This is a genomic window from Pseudarthrobacter phenanthrenivorans (assembly GCF_000813845.1).
Taxonomy (GTDB): Bacteria; Actinomycetota; Actinomycetes; order Actinomycetales; family Micrococcaceae; genus Arthrobacter; species Arthrobacter phenanthrenivorans_B.
Genome location: NZ_JWTB01000050.1, coordinates 1 through 15,250, shown reverse-complemented (window position 1 = coordinate 15,250; position 15,250 = coordinate 1). Strand labels below are relative to the sequence as shown.

Sequence of the window (15,250 nt, the reverse complement as noted above, 5' to 3'; positions counted from 1 at the left end):
AAGGTAACCGCCCGTCGTCGTCAGTCCATCTATGGCTCCGTACCCGCGCACTAACCTCGCTTTCCTCGGCCAGGGAACACTGCGGGCGTGGCCCCACACATCGATTGCTCCGTACTTGTCGTTATGGGCGGCCTAAACGACAACTACGGAGCAATCGATGGGGTGAACCGGGTTAGAGGGTGGCGGCGCTGAAGGTGTCGCACTGCTTGATGTCCCCGGACTGGTAGCCGCGGGAGAACCAACGCTGCCGTTCTTCGCTGGAGCCGTGGGTCCAGCCTTCGGGGGAGACCCGCCCCGTGGCCGCCTTCTGGATCCGGTCGTCACCCACGGATGCTGCCGCGGACAACGCGTCGTTTACATCCTGCTGGGTGAGGGGCTCCAGGTAGGGCTTCCCGGTGGCGGGATCCGGAGTGGTGGAGGCGTACTTGGCCCAAAGGCCCGCATAGCAGTCAGCCTGCAGCTCGGTGCGCACGGAGCCGGATTCGGGCCCCTGCGGATCCTGCTGCGCCCGCTGCAGGTCCCCCAGCAGGTTCTGGACGTGGTGGCCAAACTCGTGTGCCACCACGTACTCCTGGGCCAGCGGGCCGCCCGAGGAGCCGAACCGGTCCACGAGTTCCTGGAAGAAGCCGGGATCGAAGTAGGCGGTGGTGTCCGTGGGGCAGTAGAAGGGCCCCACCTCAGAAGTCGCGGCCCCGCACCCCGTATTGGTGCTGCCGCTGAAGATGACTGCCTCCGGGCGCGGGTACTGGACGTTGTACTGCTTCAGGTAGCCGGGCCAGAACGCGTTGAGGCTGTTCACGGTGCCGGTGATCCGGCAGTCGAGGCGGGCATCCGCATCCGCTCCCGTACTGCAGGCCGGCGCCGTGCCCTGCGACTGTCCGCCGGAACCGTTCTCCACCAGGCCGCCAAGCATGTTGGGGTTGATGCCCAGCAGGAGCGCAACGAGCAGCACCAGGCCGCCGCCGATGCCGCCGCCGACTTTCAGCCCCGTACCCATGCCCCGGCGGTCCTGGACCTGGCTGGGATCAAGCTGCACGTTGTCATTGAAACTCATAACGTCACAATACCCGCGGGCCGCCGGCTCAATCTGTGCCGGCCGGTAAAGTTGGTCCGTGCCTTTCCTCAACAGAATCCAGCGCTGGGCGGAGCTGCGGCCGCACCACACCGCCGTCGTGGTCGCGGGGCAGCGACTGGACTGGGAGGAACTGCGGGATTCGGCCGCTGCGCTGGTGCCGGAGACGAAATCGGTCACCACCCTCTGCGAGTCCAACTCGGTGGCTTTCGCGGTGCAATTCGCCGCCGCGGTGGCGGGAGCCCGGCAGTGCGCGGTCCTGGATCCGGCATGGCCCGTGCAGCTGCAGGAGGACATTGTCCGCCGGGTGGAGGCCTGCGCCGAAGCGGCCGCAGCCTCACCGGACGACGCCCTGGTGGACGGGCCGCCGGATTCCAGCTTCCTCATCGGACTCACCTCCGGGACCACATCCGTTCCCAAGGCCTTCACCCGCTCGCGGCAGTCCTGGCAGCGGTCCTTCGACGCCTCGATCGAATTCTTTGGGCTCCGCCAGGACGATGTCACCCTTGCCCCGGGGCCGCTGGCGGCGAGCCTCAACCTCTACGCCTTGGCCGAATGCCTGTACGCCGGATCGGAATTCCAGACGCTGGAAACGTTCGACGTCGGCGCCGTTCATGCGGCGATCACGCACGACCGGGTGACCCGGCTGGTGCTGGTGCCCACCATGCTGCGGATGCTCAGCGAACGCGGAATGACGGGATGCGTCGATGCCTCCGGCGTCCGCACCATCATCTGCGCCGGGTCAAAGCTGGACGCCCGGACCCTGGAGGCGGCCCGGCGCTGGGCACCGAACGCCACCATCTATGAGTACTACGGCGCCTCTGAACTGAGCTTCGTCTCAGGGCTGGGCCTGGCACCCGGCCAGGGTGCCACCGCAGGCGGCACCGGAATCGGCCGGCCCTTTCCCGGCGTCGACGTCCGCATCCTGGATGACCGGGGCGAACAGGTCCCCGACGGCGGGTACGGGAACATCTGCGTCCGCAGCGGCATGGTCAGCAACGGCTACCTCTGGGGCGACGACGGCGAAGCGCTGCGCTCCTTCGGCCCCTGGTACTCGGTGGGGGACCAGGGGTTCCTGACGGACGGCGAGCTGCACATCCTGGGCCGGCGGGCGGACATGATTCTCACGGCCGGACGCAACGTCTATCCGCACGAGGTGGAGTTGGCCCTCGCGGCAGTTCCCGGCGTCGCGGCAGCTGTCGCCGCGGGCATGCCGGACGACCTCCGCGGCCAGCGCGTGGTGGCTGGCGTGGTGCCGTCGCACGGCGGCCTCACAGCCACCCAACTGCGGGCGGGCCTGGAGGACATCCTGTCGCGGCACAAACGCCCGCTGCAGTACTACCTGCTGTCCGAGCTCCCCGCCACGGACCGTGGCAAGGTCAGCCGGAACCTGCTGCTGGATTGGATCGAAGCACGGGACCCGAGGGTGCGTTCCCTTGGCGGATGAGCTGCTGCCGCCCGGACGCCAGCCGGTGATCATCGCCGCGCGCCGGACCCCGGTATGCCCCGTTAACGGCGCCCTGCGGAGCCTGCGGGCCCATGAACTGCTGGCGCCGGTGCTGCGGGCGCTTGTTGACGGGCTGGAACTGGATCCGGCGTCCGTTGCCGACGTCGTCATTGGCAACGCGGTGGGTGGCGGCGGAAACGTGGCAAGGCTCGCCCTGCTGGACGCCGGCCTTCCCGCCACGGTCCCCGGCATCACGGTGGACCGGCAGTGCGGCTCGGGCCTCGATGCCATTGCGCTGGCCGCGCGGCTGGTGGCGGCCGGGGGCAGCGAGGTGTACCTGGCCGGGGGAGTGGAAAGCACCAGCACCGCTCCCGTGCGGGCGAACAGGACGGAGGACGGCGGCCTGGAGTTTTACCGCCGCGCCCAGTTTGTACCGGCGGACTTTGGGGATCCGGACATGGGTGTTGCCGCCGAAACGGTGGCAGGGGAGTACGGCGTGGGCCGGGACCGCCAGGACGAATTCGCCCTCGCCAGCCACAAGAAAGCCCTCACGGCCATCCGGGAGGGGCGCTTCGAGGCCGAGCTGGTGCCCATGGACACCGCAGCCGGCCCCGTCTCCGTTGATGCCGGGCCGAGGAGTGGCCTGACCCCGGCCATCATGGCCCGCTTTCCCGCCGCCTTCGTACCCGGAGGAACTGTCACCGCCGGAAACTCCTGCTTCGACGCTGACGGCGCCTCCGCCGTCGTCATCACATCCCTGCAGCGGGCGCGCGAACTCGGGGCCCCTGACGGACTGCTGGTTCGGGGTACGGCGACCGCGGGGGTCGATCCGCAGCTGCTGGGGATCGGGGCTGTCCCGGCGGCACGCCAGGTGCTGGCCGGCGCCGGAGTATCAGCCGGCGACGTGGAGCTGGTGGAGTTCAACGAGGCGTTCGCGTCGCAGACACTAGCCTGCCTGGACCAGCTGGCCGTTGACCCCGCCAGGGTGAACCTTGACGGCGGTGCCCTCGCGCTGGGCCACGCCTACGGCGCCTCCGGGGCGGTCCTGGTCACCCGGCTCCTGGCACAGGCCCGGAGAACCGCGGATCCAGGGGCCCTGGCGCTGGCGATGATCAGCATGGCGGGCGGCATGGGAACCGCGGCGCTGCTGGAGTACCGGTTGCTGGCGGACGCCTGACCATCGACGCATTCGCCCCCGGAGTGGGTCGGCCCCTTCGACGCTTCACTCCTCTGGTTCGCCCAGCCCGCGGGCGGCGAGCGCCTCACCGGTCTGCCGGGCGTAGGCAACAGACGTGATGAAGACCGGCAGGACCAGCGCCCGCGGATTCCGTTCCAGGCCGCGCGCCCTGGCCGAATCACGGACATCGGCGAAGGTTCCCGCGATGAAGGGGATGCTCCTGAGCATGATGCCGATGGTGAGGGCGAAACGCTCGGGATCGGCCCCAAACCTCGCGAAGGGACGGGATACCTGCACCACGCCATCCAGCAGCCGCTGCACCGGTGTGGTGGCCGTCAGCAGGGACGCCGCCGCGACGCAGACCAGGATGTTCAGGACAATGCGGGCGGCGGTCGGGCCGCCCAGCTGCCACCACTGGAACAGTCCGATGACCAGCAGTACCGGCACCAGGGGCCGCACGGCCCGCCAGAGCCGCCTCACCCCGGCGCCGCTTGCCAGGAACAGGCCGGTAAGGATGGCCAGGACGGCCGCGGAGATGCGCCAGTCAATAACGACGAAGGACACCAGGCCGCAGGCAAGCACCAGGATGAACTTCAGTGCCAGCGGCGCACGGTGCACCAGGGAGTCACCCGGCACATAGTTGGCCAGGAGGAACCCGTGGCCCATCATTGCGTGTCCCGTCCTGCCGGGTCGAAAGACTGCAGGCACCACGCCCGGTACGCCGCCACGGCCTCGGCCGGGGCGCCGTCGAACGCCACCCGGCCCTCCTGGATGACCAGGACACGATCCATCTCCAGGGCAAGGTCAAGGTCGTGGGTGGACATGATGATCTGCTGGTCCAGGTTTGCCAGGGTCCTGCGGAGCAGTTCGCGGTTGCGCAGGTCCAGCAGGGTGGAGGGCTCATCGAGGACCAGCACTGACGGGTTGACCGCGAGCACGGCGGCCAGTGCCATCAGCTGCCGTTCGCCCCCGGACAGCTCGTAGATGCTTTGGTCCGCCAGGTGCAGGAGGCCGAGGCGCTCCAGCGCCGCGTCGGCCTTGCTGCGCCGTTCGCTCCCGTTCCGGACCGAACGGCGCAGGGACAGTTCCACATCCTCCCGGCCGGTGGGCATCACCAGTTGGGAGAGGGGATCGGTGAACACGAAGCCAACCCTGCGCCTGACTTTGCGGACGGCACGCACTGTGTCGTCGCCGTCGACCGTGACCGTGCCGCTGGTGGGCTGGACGAGCCCATTGACCAGGCGCAGCAGGGTGGATTTGCCGGAACCATTCGCCCCAATCACGCCGACGCGTGCTTCCGCCAGCCGGAGGCTGATGCCCTCAAGGAGGACTTTGGGGCGGCCGGAGTCTTCCCGTTCGACGGCGACGGCCACCTGGTCAAAAGCTACAGCTGGCATGGCGGGTTCCTAGGCGCTTTCAGCCGCTACGCCGCGGCGGCGTACCCGGCGCACCATGACGTCCGGGAAGGCGCGGTGGAGGGCGACGGCAATTGCGGCGGCGAGAAGGTTCTTGATGATGTCGCCCGGGTAGAAAACCAGGTCGCTCAGGAAGGCCTGCTCCACAGTGGCCTTGGAGTTCAGCGCAATGCCAAGGATGCCCAGCGTGTGCACCACCACGATGCTGGTCAACGTGGCAGCCAGGAAGAACCAGAGCGCCCGGGCCTTCGTGGTGCGCCTGATGACGATGGTCGCGAGCCAGCCCACCACGCCTGCGGCAATGGGGAAGGCGATGATGTAGCCGGCGGAGGGCCCGGCAAGGATGCCCAGGCCGCTGCGGCCCTGGCTGAAGATGGGCAGGCCAGCCAGGCCAAGGATCGTGAAAAGCCCGACGGCGGCGAACCCGCGGGCGGGGCCCAGCACCAGCCCGGTGAGCATGACCGCGAGGGTCTGGAAGGTGATGGGGACGCCGAAGCCGTTCAGTGCCAGTCCCGGCACCAGGGCTGCACCGGCAACGAGGGCGGCGAAAACGGCGATCAGCCCGAGGTCGGTGCCGTTCCAGCGGCGGCGCTCCGCCCGTGGGGTGTTCTTGGAAGTGGTGCCGGTGTTGCTCATGATGGTCCTGTCGGGGTTGTACAAGCGGAATCTAATGTACAGCCGACGCTACCGGGGCGGAACGGGTGCCATTTTGTAGGGGATCCACTAAAGCGGCGCCGGGCTGCGTTGGGCTGGGCACAACCGGCTTCTTCCGGTGGCGTGAAGGGGGCTGTAGCGTGATCGGGTGATCGTCCCCGATATCTCCCAGAGTGCCGTGGCGGTCGCGGACCACTACGACGAGCTTGATCCGGTTTACCGCAGGGTGTGGGGCGACCACGTCCACCACGGGCTGTGGGTGACCGGCCGGGAAACAGCCGGCGAGGCTGTCCAGGCGCTGGTCGACACTGTCGGCGACCGGCTGGAACTGACGGCCGGGCAGGCATGCGTCGACATAGGCTGCGGCTACGGCTCCACCGCGCGACGGCTGGCGGAGAAACGCGGGGTCCGTGTAACTGGCTTCACGCTTTCGCAGGAACAGGTCCGCTACGCCGCTGCCCGTCCATTACCAGGGGTGGACATCAAAGCCCGCGACTGGCTCGACAACGGGCTGGCCGATGCCTCCGCCGATGCGGCCTGGGCGATCGAGTCGAGCGAACATATGGTCGATAAATCGAGGTTCTTCGCAGAGGCGAACCGGGTGCTGTCGCCTGGCGGCCGCTTCGTCGTCTGCGCGTGGCTGGCTGCGGATGATGCCACCGGGTGGAAGGTCCGCCACCTGCTCGAGCCCATCTGCCGTGAAGGGCGCCTGCCCTCGATGGGCACGCGTGCGGAATATGAGGCGATGGCGGCGGCGGCCGGCTTTACCGTTACCGGCTATGAGGATGCAAGCCGCCGTGTGGCACGGACATGGACGATCTGCGCCGGCCGGCTGCTGAAATCCTTGGTGGTCGATCAGGAAACGCGCCGCCTCGCCCGGACCGCACGTAACCGCATCTTCGTCCTGAGCATTCCGCGCCTGATCCTGGCCTACCGGACCGGTGCCATGCGGTACGGAATCTTCGTCCTGTCCAAAGAGGATGGGCCGGCCTTGGGTGCCCCGCCGCAGCCGCCTTGGTAACGTGTGCCGCATGCCCATCAAACTGGAAAACGTCGGTATTGCAGTCCGGGACCTGGAGGAGGCTATTTCCTTCTTCACCGACCTGGGGCTTACCGTCCTGGGCCGTGAGACGGTCAGCGGAGAGTGGGCGGACACCGCCGTAGGCCTCGACGGGAACCACGCCAGGATCGCGTTGCTTCAAACGCCCGACGGCAACGGCCGGCTTGAACTCTTCGAATACATCCACCCGGACGCAATCGAAACTTCCCCCACCCTGCCCAACGAAATCGGCATGCACCGCGTGGCCTTCTCCGTTGACGACATCGACGAGGCACTCGTAATCGCTGCGAGGCACGGCTGCCACCCCCTCCGGGGAGTCGCGACCTACGGCGACGTCTACAAGCTCAGCTACGTCCGCGGCCCCAGCGGCATCATTGTGATGTTCGCCGAGGAACTGAAGAAGGGCTGAGCCTGCGGGCGGGCTGCAATATACTCCGAACATGCCCATCACGCACCCTTCCCTCGATACCCAACGCTCCGGCCACAAACTTCGTGGGGTTCAACTGTGAGCGGCGGCCTCGTCGCCCTGCTGGATGACGTCGCGGCGCTCGCCCGCATCGCTGCCGCCTCGGTGGATGACGTCGCGGCCGGCGCCGCCAAGGCGGGGGCCAAGGCCGCCGGCGTCGTGATCGACGATGCAGCGGTCACGCCGCAGTACGTCTCGGGTGCGGACCCGTCACGGGAACTGCCCATGATCAAGAAGATCTTCTGGGGCTCCATCCGCAACAAGCTCCTGGTCATCCTCCCGGCCCTGCTGCTGATCAGCGCCTTCGTTCCGGGGATCATTCCGTTCATCCTGATGCTGGGCGGCACGTACCTCTGCTATGAAGGCGCGGAAAAGGTGTGGCACAAGTTCCGCGGCGGCCATCATGAGGAGGACGAGGCACCCGCGGTGGAGCGGGGACCCGACGCAGAGGCAAAGGTGGTCAAGGGTGCCATCACCACCGACTTCATCCTGTCCTGCGAAATCATGGTCATCTCCATGAACGAGGTGGCGGCAGAATCGATCTGGGTCCGCGCCTTCATCCTGGTCCTGGTCGCGTTCGCCATCACGGTGCTCGTGTACGGTGCCGTCGGGCTGATCGTCAAGATGGACGACATCGGCGTGCACCTGGCCGCCAAGGAGTCGGCCCGTTCCAAGCGCCTCGGGTCACTGCTGGTGCGGGGAATGCCGGCCGTGCTGGCCGCGATCACCTTCGTTGGAACCATCGCCATGCTGTGGGTCGGAGGGCACATCATGGTGCAGGGCGCGCACGACCTCGGCTGGCATGCGCCGTACGACCTGATCCATGCCATCGAACACCCGGTTGCGGAGGTCGCGGTGGTTGGCGGTCTCCTGGGCTGGCTGGTCGACACGCTGTGCTCCTCGGTCGTGGGCCTCGCCTGGGGCCTCGTTGTCCTTGCGGTCGTGGGCCCGCTCCTGAAAGTGCTGCCGTTCGGCAAGTCGAAGGGCGGGCATCAGGAAACCGCCGAACCGGCCGGGAACGCCGGACATGGGAGCGAGGAGCAGAGGCACTGACGGTGCCGCGCCGCTGTGCGCTTCAGAACGCGTAGCGGATGCGGCAGTACGGGGTGATGTCCTCAATCAGCCGGGTCAGCTGCCGGATGTAGCCGGCCTTGGCGCGCGACCGGTAGCGCACGTTGTTGAAGCCGTTCTCTGAGGTCTTTGATTCCTGCAGTCCGGGCCGCCAGAGGACATCCTCCGCCTGCGGATGCCAGCCAAGGTTGACCTCGTGCAGCTGCTCGTTGTGGGTCAGGAAAATGACCTCGGCCGCGAGCTGGGCCTTCGCCGCGGGCGTCAGCGTTGCGTCGAGCCGGCGGAGCAGCTCCTCCCAGTCGGCAAGCCAGGTGTCGGTGATGATGACAGGGGAGAAGTTCACGTGCACTTCGTAACCGGCGGCAACGAAATCATTGATGGCCGCCATCCGTTCCGCTACGGGTGACGTCCGGATATCGATGGATTTTGCCAGACCGGCAGGCATCAGGGAAAAACGGATCCGGGTATGGCCCCCGTGGTCCCAGGCCAGCATTGCCGGGTTGACGAACTTGGTGGCAAAGGACAGCTTGGCGTTGGGCAGTTCGCGGAAGAGCCCCACAAGCTCCTCGACATTGTCACTGATCAGTGCATCGACGGAGCAGTCGCTGTTTTCGCCGATGTCGTAGACCCAGAGTTCGGGGTCGCACTGGTTGGGCTCCAGCTTCAACCCCTGCCGGGCCGCGTGCCGTTCGAGCGTCCCGGCGATCTGGTCGATATTGGCGAAAACGGTCACCGGATTGCTGTATCCCTTGTGCCGTGGAACGTAGCAGTACGCGCAGGCCATGGCGCAACCGTTGGCGGTGGAGGGTGCAATGAAGTCCGCCGAGCGGCCATTGGGCTTGACGGCCAGCGACTTCTTCACGCCCAGGACCAGCGCTTCCGTCTTGATCCGGGACCAGCGCGGCACGTTGGTCTCGTCACCATGCAGGTCCGGGATGTTCCAGTGGTTGTCCACCAGCACCACCTCGGCATCCGGCCAGCGTGCGGCGATCTCCCTGCCGCGCGGCAGCTCCAGTGCGGCCGGCTGCGCGTAGATACGCCGGATCTGGAGCAGCCGATCAAATTCCATCACCCCATTCTGCTTGAACGTCCGGCCGGCAGGCGGCAGTTAAGCCCAGGGCACCATGCCTGGCTGCCGGACGTCGTCACTGCTGGGACTGCCGCGGTCCACTGGACGGTAGACTGGATTGTGCCGTTCTCCGGCCACTCTGCCCGGCGTCCCTTCGCACCCAGTGCGCGGACCGTGGCGTTCCCTGTTGTGAAAGGCCTTACCTGCTGTGATTACTGTCCAGGATCTTGAACTGCGCGCCGGTGCCCGGCTCCTCATGGACCAGGTGAGCTTCCGCATCGACAAAGGGGACAAGATCGGCCTGGTGGGCCGGAACGGTGCCGGCAAGACGACGCTGACCCGTGTACTCGCAGGGGAAGGCCTGCCCGCCGCCGGCAAGGTGACGCGCAGCGGCGAAATCGGCTACCTCCCACAGGATCCGCGCACCCCTGACATGGAGCAGCTGGCGCGGGACCGCATCCTGTCCGCCCGGGGCCTGGACATCGTCGTCGGAAAACTCCGCAAAGCCCACGATGAGATGGCCAGCACAGACCCCGAAACCCAGCGCAAGGCCATGAACCGCTACGACCGGCTGGAATCCGAATTCCTGGCCGCCGGCGGTTACGCCGCCGAAGCCGAGGCAGCATCCATCTGTTCCAACCTGGCACTTCCGGACCGCCTGCTGAACCAGCCGCTCAAGACGCTCTCCGGCGGCCAGCGGCGCCGTGTGGAGCTGGCCCGCATCCTCTACTCCGATGCCGAAACCATGCTCCTGGACGAACCCACCAACCACCTCGATGCCGATTCCATCGCCTGGCTGCGTGACTTCCTGAAGAACCACCAGGGCGGCCTGATCGTGATCAGCCACGACACGGACCTGCTCGAAGCCACCGTCAACAAGGTGTTCCTGCTGGATGCGAACCGGGCCCAGATCGACTTCTACAACATGGACTGGAAGCGCTACCTGCTGCAGCGCGAAACAGATGAGCGTGCCCGGAAGCGTGAACGGGCCAACGCCGAGAAGAAGGCCCAGGTCCTCATCGACCAGGCCAACAAGATGCGTGCCAAGGCCACCAAGGCCGTCGCCGCACAGAACATGGCCAAGCGCGCCGAGCGGCTGCTCAGCGGACTGGAAGCCGTCCGCGAGCAGGACCGCGTGGCAGCGCTGCGTTTCCCGGACCCGGCGCCCTGCGGCAGGACTCCGCTCACGGCCGATGGGCTCAGCAAGTCCTACGGTTCCCTGGAGATCTTCACCGATGTGGACCTGGCCATCGACCGCGGCTCCAAAGTGGTCATCCTGGGCCTCAACGGTGCCGGCAAGACCACGCTCCTGCGCATGCTCGCCGGCGTGGACGCCCCCGACACCGGCGAGGTCATCCCGGGGCATGGGCTGAAGGTCGGCTACTACGCCCAGGAGCACGAGACCCTGGACCACGACCGCACCGTGCTCGAGAACATGCGCTCCGCCGCACCCGACATGAAGGACGCGGAGGTCCGTGGCATCCTGGGCTCGTTCCTGTTCTCCGGGGATGACGTCGACAAGCCCGCAGGAGTGCTTTCCGGCGGTGAGAAGACCCGCCTGGCCCTGGCCACCATCGTGGCCTCCAGCGCAAACGTCCTGCTCCTGGACGAGCCCACCAACAACCTGGACCCCGCCAGCCGCGCCGAAATCCTGGGTGCGCTCCGCAACTACACCGGCGCCGTCGTCCTGGTCAGCCACGACGAGGGCGCGGTTGAGGCCCTCAACCCCGAACGCGTGGTCATGCTTCCCGACGGCGTGGAAGACCTCTGGAACGAGGACTACCTGGACCTGATCACCCTGGCCTGATCCTCGTCGGTGCTTCCTTCGCTTCGCGACGCAGGCGATTTCCCGCGTGCTGGCTCGTTCCCCGCCTTTGACGCCCGCTCCATAAACCGCCCACGCCGCTTCGCTTGTGACCTTGTCGCCTTTGCGTCAGCGGACCTGTAGTTCCAGTGCGCCCGTGATTCTGCGCAGTTCGGTGTAGCTGATACTGAACATCGAGTGGTGGTCACCCGCTCCTGCCCACAGCAGCCCGTGGGCCTGCAGGGACTCGTCCAGCAGCGTCCTGATCTTTTTAGGATGGCCTACCGGGGCTACGCCGCCCACCTCCTGGCCCGTGTGTTCCAGGACGAAGCCCGGGGTGGCACGGCGGATTTTGCCGGTGCAGAGCTGCGCTGCCACCAGCGCAGTGTCCACCCTGGCGGCGCCGCTGGCGAGGATCAGCAGAGGCTCTCCGCTGAGGTCAAAGATGAGGCTGTTGGTGATGGCGGCAAGATCGCATTCCAGCGCCTGGGCTGCTGCGGCCGCTGTGGGTACCCCGGCCGGAAAACTCCGTACGGTGTCGCCGACGCCAGCCGCCACCAGGGCTGAGCGCACCAGGGCGACCGGGCCGCCGTCGTACTCCGTCACGACTCAGTACCCCTGCGCGTCCAGGAGGGCATCTTCCTCCTCCTCGGCGGTCGCCTTCTTCCGCCTGCGCGGTTCCGGGCGGCGGCGGGCGGCCGGAACGGCGGAGTGCACGGTGCCGTCCGGCAGCGCCTCTTCCTCGTCCTCGGCGTCGATTGCAGCGTTGCGCGCCTGCTGCCGGGCCGCGTAGCCGAAGCCCACGAACATGAGCACGCCGAAGGCGAACCACTGCAGCGAATACGACAGGTGTGTCCCTTCGTCCGTCGAAGGCTTGGGGAACGCGACGGGCATCTCCGCCGCCGGTGGCGTCTCCGAGGCGAGCTGGCCGTAGGCGCCGGTCAGCAGGGGGTACCCAAGCTGTGAGGCGTAGGTGGGAAGGTCGATGGACGCCAGCTGCCCTTCAGGCGCCCCGCGCTGAAGTTCCGGCTCGCCGTGCTTCAGGCGCACGACGGCGGTCACCTCACCGGAAGGAGGGGCCGGCACGGAGTCGGGACTGCCCGGATTCCTGTTGCCGATGGGCAACCAGCCACGGTCGATTACGACGGTTTCGCCCGTGGTGAGGCGGAAGGGGACCACTACCTCGTACCCGGGCTGCCCGTTGAGCGGGCGGTTGCGGACGATCCTCTGGCCGGTGGCATCGTAAGAGCCCTGCAGCTCAACCTGCGTCCACTCCTTGGCCGGGTCCAGCTGGCTGAACTGGTCCCGTGCCTGCGCGAAGGGAATGGGCGTTGCCGAGTAGTTGCTCACCACGCGGTTGATCTCCGCGAGGGTCTCGGCCCGGCGGTCCATCTGCCAGCGGCCCAGAAAGACGCAAGCGGTGGCAAAGATGGCGGCCAGCAGGAGATAGCCCAGCCACTTGCTGGAAAAAAGAAAACGGTACATTCAGATGTCCTGCTCCACGGTATCCGCGCCGCCGTGGTCCAGGGCGCGGGTCTCCTTCCACAGGCCGCGGGTCTGCAGGTAGTCTTCCAGCCACCCACGGTGCTCGGGGCAGGCCAGCCAGCTCTTGCGCCGCTCGGGGGAGTGGATCTTGGGATTGTTCCAGAGGAGCTCCCAGGATGCCTGGGCGCGGCACGCCTTCCGTGAGCAGATGGCGCCGGTTTCCGATGCCAGGTCCGAACCTGCTGCAAAATCGAAGATGCTCATGGCGCCTGCCGCTCCTCTTCCGGCTCTGTTTCCTCATCCTTGACCAGCTCGCCCTGCAGCACGGCGCTTCCCGGTTCGTCGTCGCCGGTGTCCTGTTGGACGGGGCTTTCAATTTCAGCCAGGGGAGCGGAATCCAGGAGGAGGTCGCTGGGTGTTTCCGCCTTGTCACTGCCGTTGGCGATCACCACGGCGATCCAGGGCAGGAAGACGGCGCCGGCCACCGCAATAATCTTGAACCAGCCGTCAACCACGAAGATCATGATCAGGCACACCATGCGGATGCCCATCGCCAGGGCGTATTTGATCATCCGCTGGCGCATGTCTTCCGAGTGCGCGCCTGCAGCGTCCGTAATGCTGTGGACCTCGGTGTCGCCCGAGAACCGGCCCGGTTCTTCGGACGCGGAATGTCCCGCATGGTTTTCAAGGGTCACGGTGATTGATCACGCTCCAAAGGCTTCCCTTAATTCTCGCACCATCGGCAGTGCCGCCCAAACCCGCTGTACGGCTGCGGCCAAGGTTGTGCCGCTGCCGCTAAGATCGGAGGCAGCCCAAACCACACCCTTCCTACCGCGGCGCAGCCTGCCGCAGAACAATGGAGCCCTTCTATGACTGAAACAGCTTCCGCACCCCGCAGCGTCCTGGTTACCGGCGGCAACCGCGGAATCGGCCTGGCCATCGCGGAGGCGTTCCTTGCCAACGGCGACAAGGTGGCGGTCACCTACCGCAGCGCGGCGCAGCTCCCCGAGGGAATCCTCGGCGTCAAGGCGGATGTCACCGACGAAGCTTCCATCGACGCCGCGTTCAAGGAAGTGGAAGCTGCCCACGGCCCCGTTGAAGTCCTGGTGGCCAACGCCGGCATCACCAAGGACACCCTGCTGCTGCGCATGAGCGAGGACGACTTCACCTCCGTCATCGACACCAACCTCACCGGCGCCTTCCGCGTCATCAAGCGGGCCTCGAAAGGAATGATCCGGCTCCGCAAGGGCCGCGTGGTCCTCATCTCATCGGTTTCCGGCCTCTACGGCGCACCGGGCCAGATCAACTACTCAGCCTCAAAGGCCGGCCTGGTGGGCATCGCCCGCTCGCTGACCCGCGAACTTGGCTCCCGCGGCATCACCGCCAACGTGGTGGCCCCGGGATTCATCAACACCGACATGACCGCCGAACTCCCGGAAGCCACCCAGAAGGACTACCTGTCCAGCATCCCCGCCGGCCGCTTCGCCGAAGCCTCCGAGGTAGCCAATGTGGTCCGCTGGGTCGCCAGCGACGAGGCCGCCTACATCTCCGGAGCCGTCATCCCGGTGGACGGTGGCCTGGGCATGGGCCACTGACCACTGCCGCCGCGAACCTGCAGCGAACTAGCAGCCGGATCCTTATTTGTGGACGTTGGACAAAGGATTCGGCAATGCCCGCTGGCATGATGGACTGCAGGCCATACCGATTTAGACGTTTCGAACAAAGGAAGCATGCATGGGACTGCTGGACAACAAGACCGCCATTGTCACCGGATCCTCCCGGGGCATCGGCGCGGACGTAGCAAAGATCCTCGCCGCAGAGGGCGCCGCCGTCGTGGTGAACTACCGCCAGAAGGCGCCCCGCGCCAACAAGGTGGTCCAGGGCATCGAAGCTGCCGGCGGACGCGCCGTTGCCGTCGGCGCCGACCTCACCACCCAGGAGGGCGTGCAGGCGCTGGCCAGCGCCGCCATGGAGAACTTCGGATCCCTGGACCTCCTGGTCCTGAACGCCTCCGGCGGCATGGAGACCGGCATGGGCGAGGACTACGCCCTCAAGCTGAACCGCGACGCGCAGATCAACATGCTCAACGCAGCCGTTCCGCTGATGAAGGAAGGTTCCCGCGTGGTGTTCGTCACCAGCCACCAGGCCCACTTCATCAACACCGTTCCCACCATGCCGGCCTACGAGCCGGTGGCCCGCAGCAAGCGCGCCGGTGAGGACGCCCTGCGCGAACTCATCCCCAACCTGGCGGAGAAGGGCATCTCCCTGGTGGTGGTGTCCGGCGACATGATCGAGGGCACGGTCACGGCCACGCTGCTGGACCGCTCCACCCCGGGAGCCATCGAGGCCCGCCGTGCCGAAGCCGGCAAGCTGTACTCCGTGGAGGAATTCGCCCAGGTGGTGGCGGGCATGGCCACGGCCGACGTCGAGTCCGGCCACACCGAATACGCCGGCGGAGCCGACTACTTCGGCAAGGGCGCCCAGGAGTCGTCCAACTGAGATTCGCCCACGAATTGGCAGTTCGCGGCAA

At 67.0% G+C, this 15,250-nt stretch carries 17 protein-coding genes; 8 read left to right on the top strand and 9 right to left on the bottom strand.

Features of this window, described 5'->3' with window-relative positions; genetic code table 11:
• Nucleotides 1-172 precede the first annotated feature (172 nt).
• A complete protein-coding gene (ypfJ, locus tag RM50_RS19820; protein WP_043456220.1) occupies nucleotides 173-1,054 on the bottom strand; it encodes a KPN_02809 family neutral zinc metallopeptidase in 882 nt (293 codons plus the stop codon).
• Between the two features lie 58 nt (nucleotides 1,055-1,112).
• Between ypfJ and RM50_RS19815 the strand changes: the two genes are divergently transcribed.
• Together RM50_RS19815 and RM50_RS19810 are read left to right on the top strand one after the other, a co-directional pair.
• Entirely contained in the window at nucleotides 1,113-2,519 is a 1,407-nt protein-coding gene (locus RM50_RS19815; RefSeq protein WP_043456219.1) for a class I adenylate-forming enzyme family protein, read from the top strand.
• Nucleotides 2,509-3,696, top strand: a complete 1,188-nt coding sequence (locus RM50_RS19810) for a thiolase family protein (RefSeq protein ID WP_043456217.1) — start codon at nucleotides 2,509-2,511, stop codon at nucleotides 3,694-3,696. The genes RM50_RS19815 and RM50_RS19810 overlap by 11 nt, the downstream gene beginning before the upstream one ends.
• A gap of 45 nt (nucleotides 3,697-3,741) precedes the next feature.
• Here RM50_RS19810 and RM50_RS19805 read toward each other — a convergent pair whose 3' ends face one another.
• The 3 genes from RM50_RS19805 to RM50_RS19795 are packed head-to-tail and all read right to left on the bottom strand — an operon-like array spanning nucleotide 3,742 to nucleotide 5,747.
• A complete protein-coding gene (locus RM50_RS19805) occupies nucleotides 3,742-4,365 on the bottom strand; it encodes an energy-coupling factor transporter transmembrane component T family protein (protein ID WP_043456215.1) in 624 nt (207 codons plus the stop codon).
• The gene (locus RM50_RS19800) at nucleotides 4,362-5,093 is read right to left on the bottom strand and encodes an energy-coupling factor ABC transporter ATP-binding protein (protein ID WP_043456213.1); all 732 of its coding nucleotides are present in this window, start codon (nucleotides 5,091-5,093) and stop codon (nucleotides 4,362-4,364) included. Before RM50_RS19800 ends, RM50_RS19805 begins: the two co-directional genes overlap by 4 nt.
• A 9-nt stretch (nucleotides 5,094-5,102) precedes the next feature.
• Nucleotides 5,103-5,747 carry a biotin transporter BioY gene (locus RM50_RS19795; protein ID WP_043456212.1) on the bottom strand — a complete coding sequence of 215 codons (645 nt, stop codon included), beginning with the start codon at nucleotides 5,745-5,747 and terminating at the stop codon, nucleotides 5,103-5,105.
• A gap of 166 nt (nucleotides 5,748-5,913) precedes the next feature.
• On the opposite strand from RM50_RS19795, the gene RM50_RS19790 reads away from it, so the two are divergent.
• The 3 genes from RM50_RS19790 to RM50_RS19780 all read left to right on the top strand — a co-directional run bounded on the left by RM50_RS19790 (nucleotide 5,914) and on the right by RM50_RS19780 (nucleotide 8,344).
• Nucleotides 5,914-6,786: an SAM-dependent methyltransferase gene (locus tag RM50_RS19790; protein WP_043456210.1), complete on the top strand. Its 873-nt coding sequence runs from the start codon at nucleotides 5,914-5,916 to the stop codon at nucleotides 6,784-6,786.
• Between the two features lie 10 nt (nucleotides 6,787-6,796).
• On the top strand, nucleotides 6,797-7,234 hold the full coding sequence (locus RM50_RS19785) for a VOC family protein (RefSeq protein ID WP_043456221.1): 438 nt from the start codon (nucleotides 6,797-6,799) through the stop codon (nucleotides 7,232-7,234).
• Nucleotides 7,235-7,330: 96 nt separating this feature from the next.
• A complete protein-coding gene (locus RM50_RS19780) occupies nucleotides 7,331-8,344 on the top strand; it encodes a DUF808 domain-containing protein (RefSeq protein WP_043456209.1) in 1,014 nt (337 codons plus the stop codon).
• Between the two features lie 22 nt (nucleotides 8,345-8,366).
• On the opposite strand, the gene RM50_RS19775 is transcribed toward RM50_RS19780, so the two are convergent.
• Entirely contained in the window at nucleotides 8,367-9,431 is a 1,065-nt protein-coding gene (locus RM50_RS19775) for a spore photoproduct lyase family protein (RefSeq protein ID WP_043456207.1), read from the bottom strand.
• A 208-nt stretch (nucleotides 9,432-9,639) separates the two neighbouring features.
• On the opposite strand from RM50_RS19775, the gene RM50_RS19770 reads away from it, so the two are divergent.
• Nucleotides 9,640-11,238, top strand: coding sequence for an ABC-F family ATP-binding cassette domain-containing protein (locus RM50_RS19770; RefSeq protein WP_043456205.1), 1,599 nt, complete (start codon nucleotides 9,640-9,642; stop codon nucleotides 11,236-11,238).
• 126 nt (nucleotides 11,239-11,364) lie between these two features.
• Here the strand turns inward: RM50_RS19770 and RM50_RS19765 are convergent, their stop codons facing one another.
• From RM50_RS19765 to RM50_RS19750, 4 genes are read right to left on the bottom strand one after another with little or no spacing between them, the layout of a single operon-like run.
• Nucleotides 11,365-11,841, bottom strand: coding sequence for a YbaK/EbsC family protein (locus RM50_RS19765; RefSeq protein ID WP_043456201.1), 477 nt, complete (start codon nucleotides 11,839-11,841; stop codon nucleotides 11,365-11,367).
• A gap of 3 nt (nucleotides 11,842-11,844) precedes the next feature.
• Complete coding sequence (locus tag RM50_RS19760) at nucleotides 11,845-12,720, bottom strand: SURF1 family cytochrome oxidase biogenesis protein (protein ID WP_043456199.1); 876 nt, start codon at nucleotides 12,718-12,720, stop codon at nucleotides 11,845-11,847.
• Entirely contained in the window at nucleotides 12,721-12,984 is a 264-nt protein-coding gene (locus RM50_RS19755; RefSeq protein WP_043456197.1) for a hypothetical protein, read from the bottom strand. It lies immediately after the preceding gene.
• Nucleotides 12,981-13,415, bottom strand: coding sequence for a DUF3099 domain-containing protein (locus RM50_RS19750; protein WP_043456196.1), 435 nt, complete (start codon nucleotides 13,413-13,415; stop codon nucleotides 12,981-12,983). Before RM50_RS19750 ends, RM50_RS19755 begins: the two co-directional genes overlap by 4 nt.
• A 174-nt stretch (nucleotides 13,416-13,589) precedes the next feature.
• Here RM50_RS19750 and RM50_RS19745 point away from each other — a divergent pair, with 174 nt between their 5' ends.
• Nucleotides 13,590-14,315 (top strand): beta-ketoacyl-ACP reductase, encoded by a 726-nt coding sequence (locus RM50_RS19745; RefSeq protein WP_043456194.1) that lies wholly within the window; start codon nucleotides 13,590-13,592, stop codon nucleotides 14,313-14,315.
• A gap of 139 nt (nucleotides 14,316-14,454) precedes the next feature.
• Nucleotides 14,455-15,219 (top strand): SDR family oxidoreductase, encoded by a 765-nt coding sequence (locus tag RM50_RS19740; protein ID WP_043456193.1) that lies wholly within the window; start codon nucleotides 14,455-14,457, stop codon nucleotides 15,217-15,219.
• Nucleotides 15,220-15,250: the final 31 nt, after the last annotated feature.

Coding starts and splice junctions, on each gene's coding strand:
- ypfJ (WP_043456220.1), bottom strand. CDS start 1,054: ATGAGTTTCAATGACAACGTGCAGCTTGATCCCAGCCAGGTCCAGGAC.
- RM50_RS19805 (WP_043456215.1), bottom strand. CDS start 4,365: ATGATGGGCCACGGGTTCCTCCTGGCCAACTATGTGCCGGGTGACTCC.
- RM50_RS19800 (WP_043456213.1), bottom strand. CDS start 5,093: ATGCCAGCTGTAGCTTTTGACCAGGTGGCCGTCGCCGTCGAACGGGAA.
- RM50_RS19795 (WP_043456212.1), bottom strand. CDS start 5,747: ATGAGCAACACCGGCACCACTTCCAAGAACACCCCACGGGCGGAGCGC.
- RM50_RS19785 (WP_043456221.1), top strand. CDS start 6,797: ATGCCCATCAAACTGGAAAACGTCGGTATTGCAGTCCGGGACCTGGAG.
- RM50_RS19775 (WP_043456207.1), bottom strand. CDS start 9,431: ATGGAATTTGATCGGCTGCTCCAGATCCGGCGTATCTACGCGCAGCCG.
- RM50_RS19760 (WP_043456199.1), bottom strand. CDS start 12,720: ATGTACCGTTTTCTTTTTTCCAGCAAGTGGCTGGGCTATCTCCTGCTG.
- RM50_RS19755 (WP_043456197.1), bottom strand. CDS start 12,984: ATGAGCATCTTCGATTTTGCAGCAGGTTCGGACCTGGCATCGGAAACC.
- RM50_RS19745 (WP_043456194.1), top strand. CDS start 13,590: ATGACTGAAACAGCTTCCGCACCCCGCAGCGTCCTGGTTACCGGCGGC.
- RM50_RS19740 (WP_043456193.1), top strand. CDS start 14,455: ATGGGACTGCTGGACAACAAGACCGCCATTGTCACCGGATCCTCCCGG.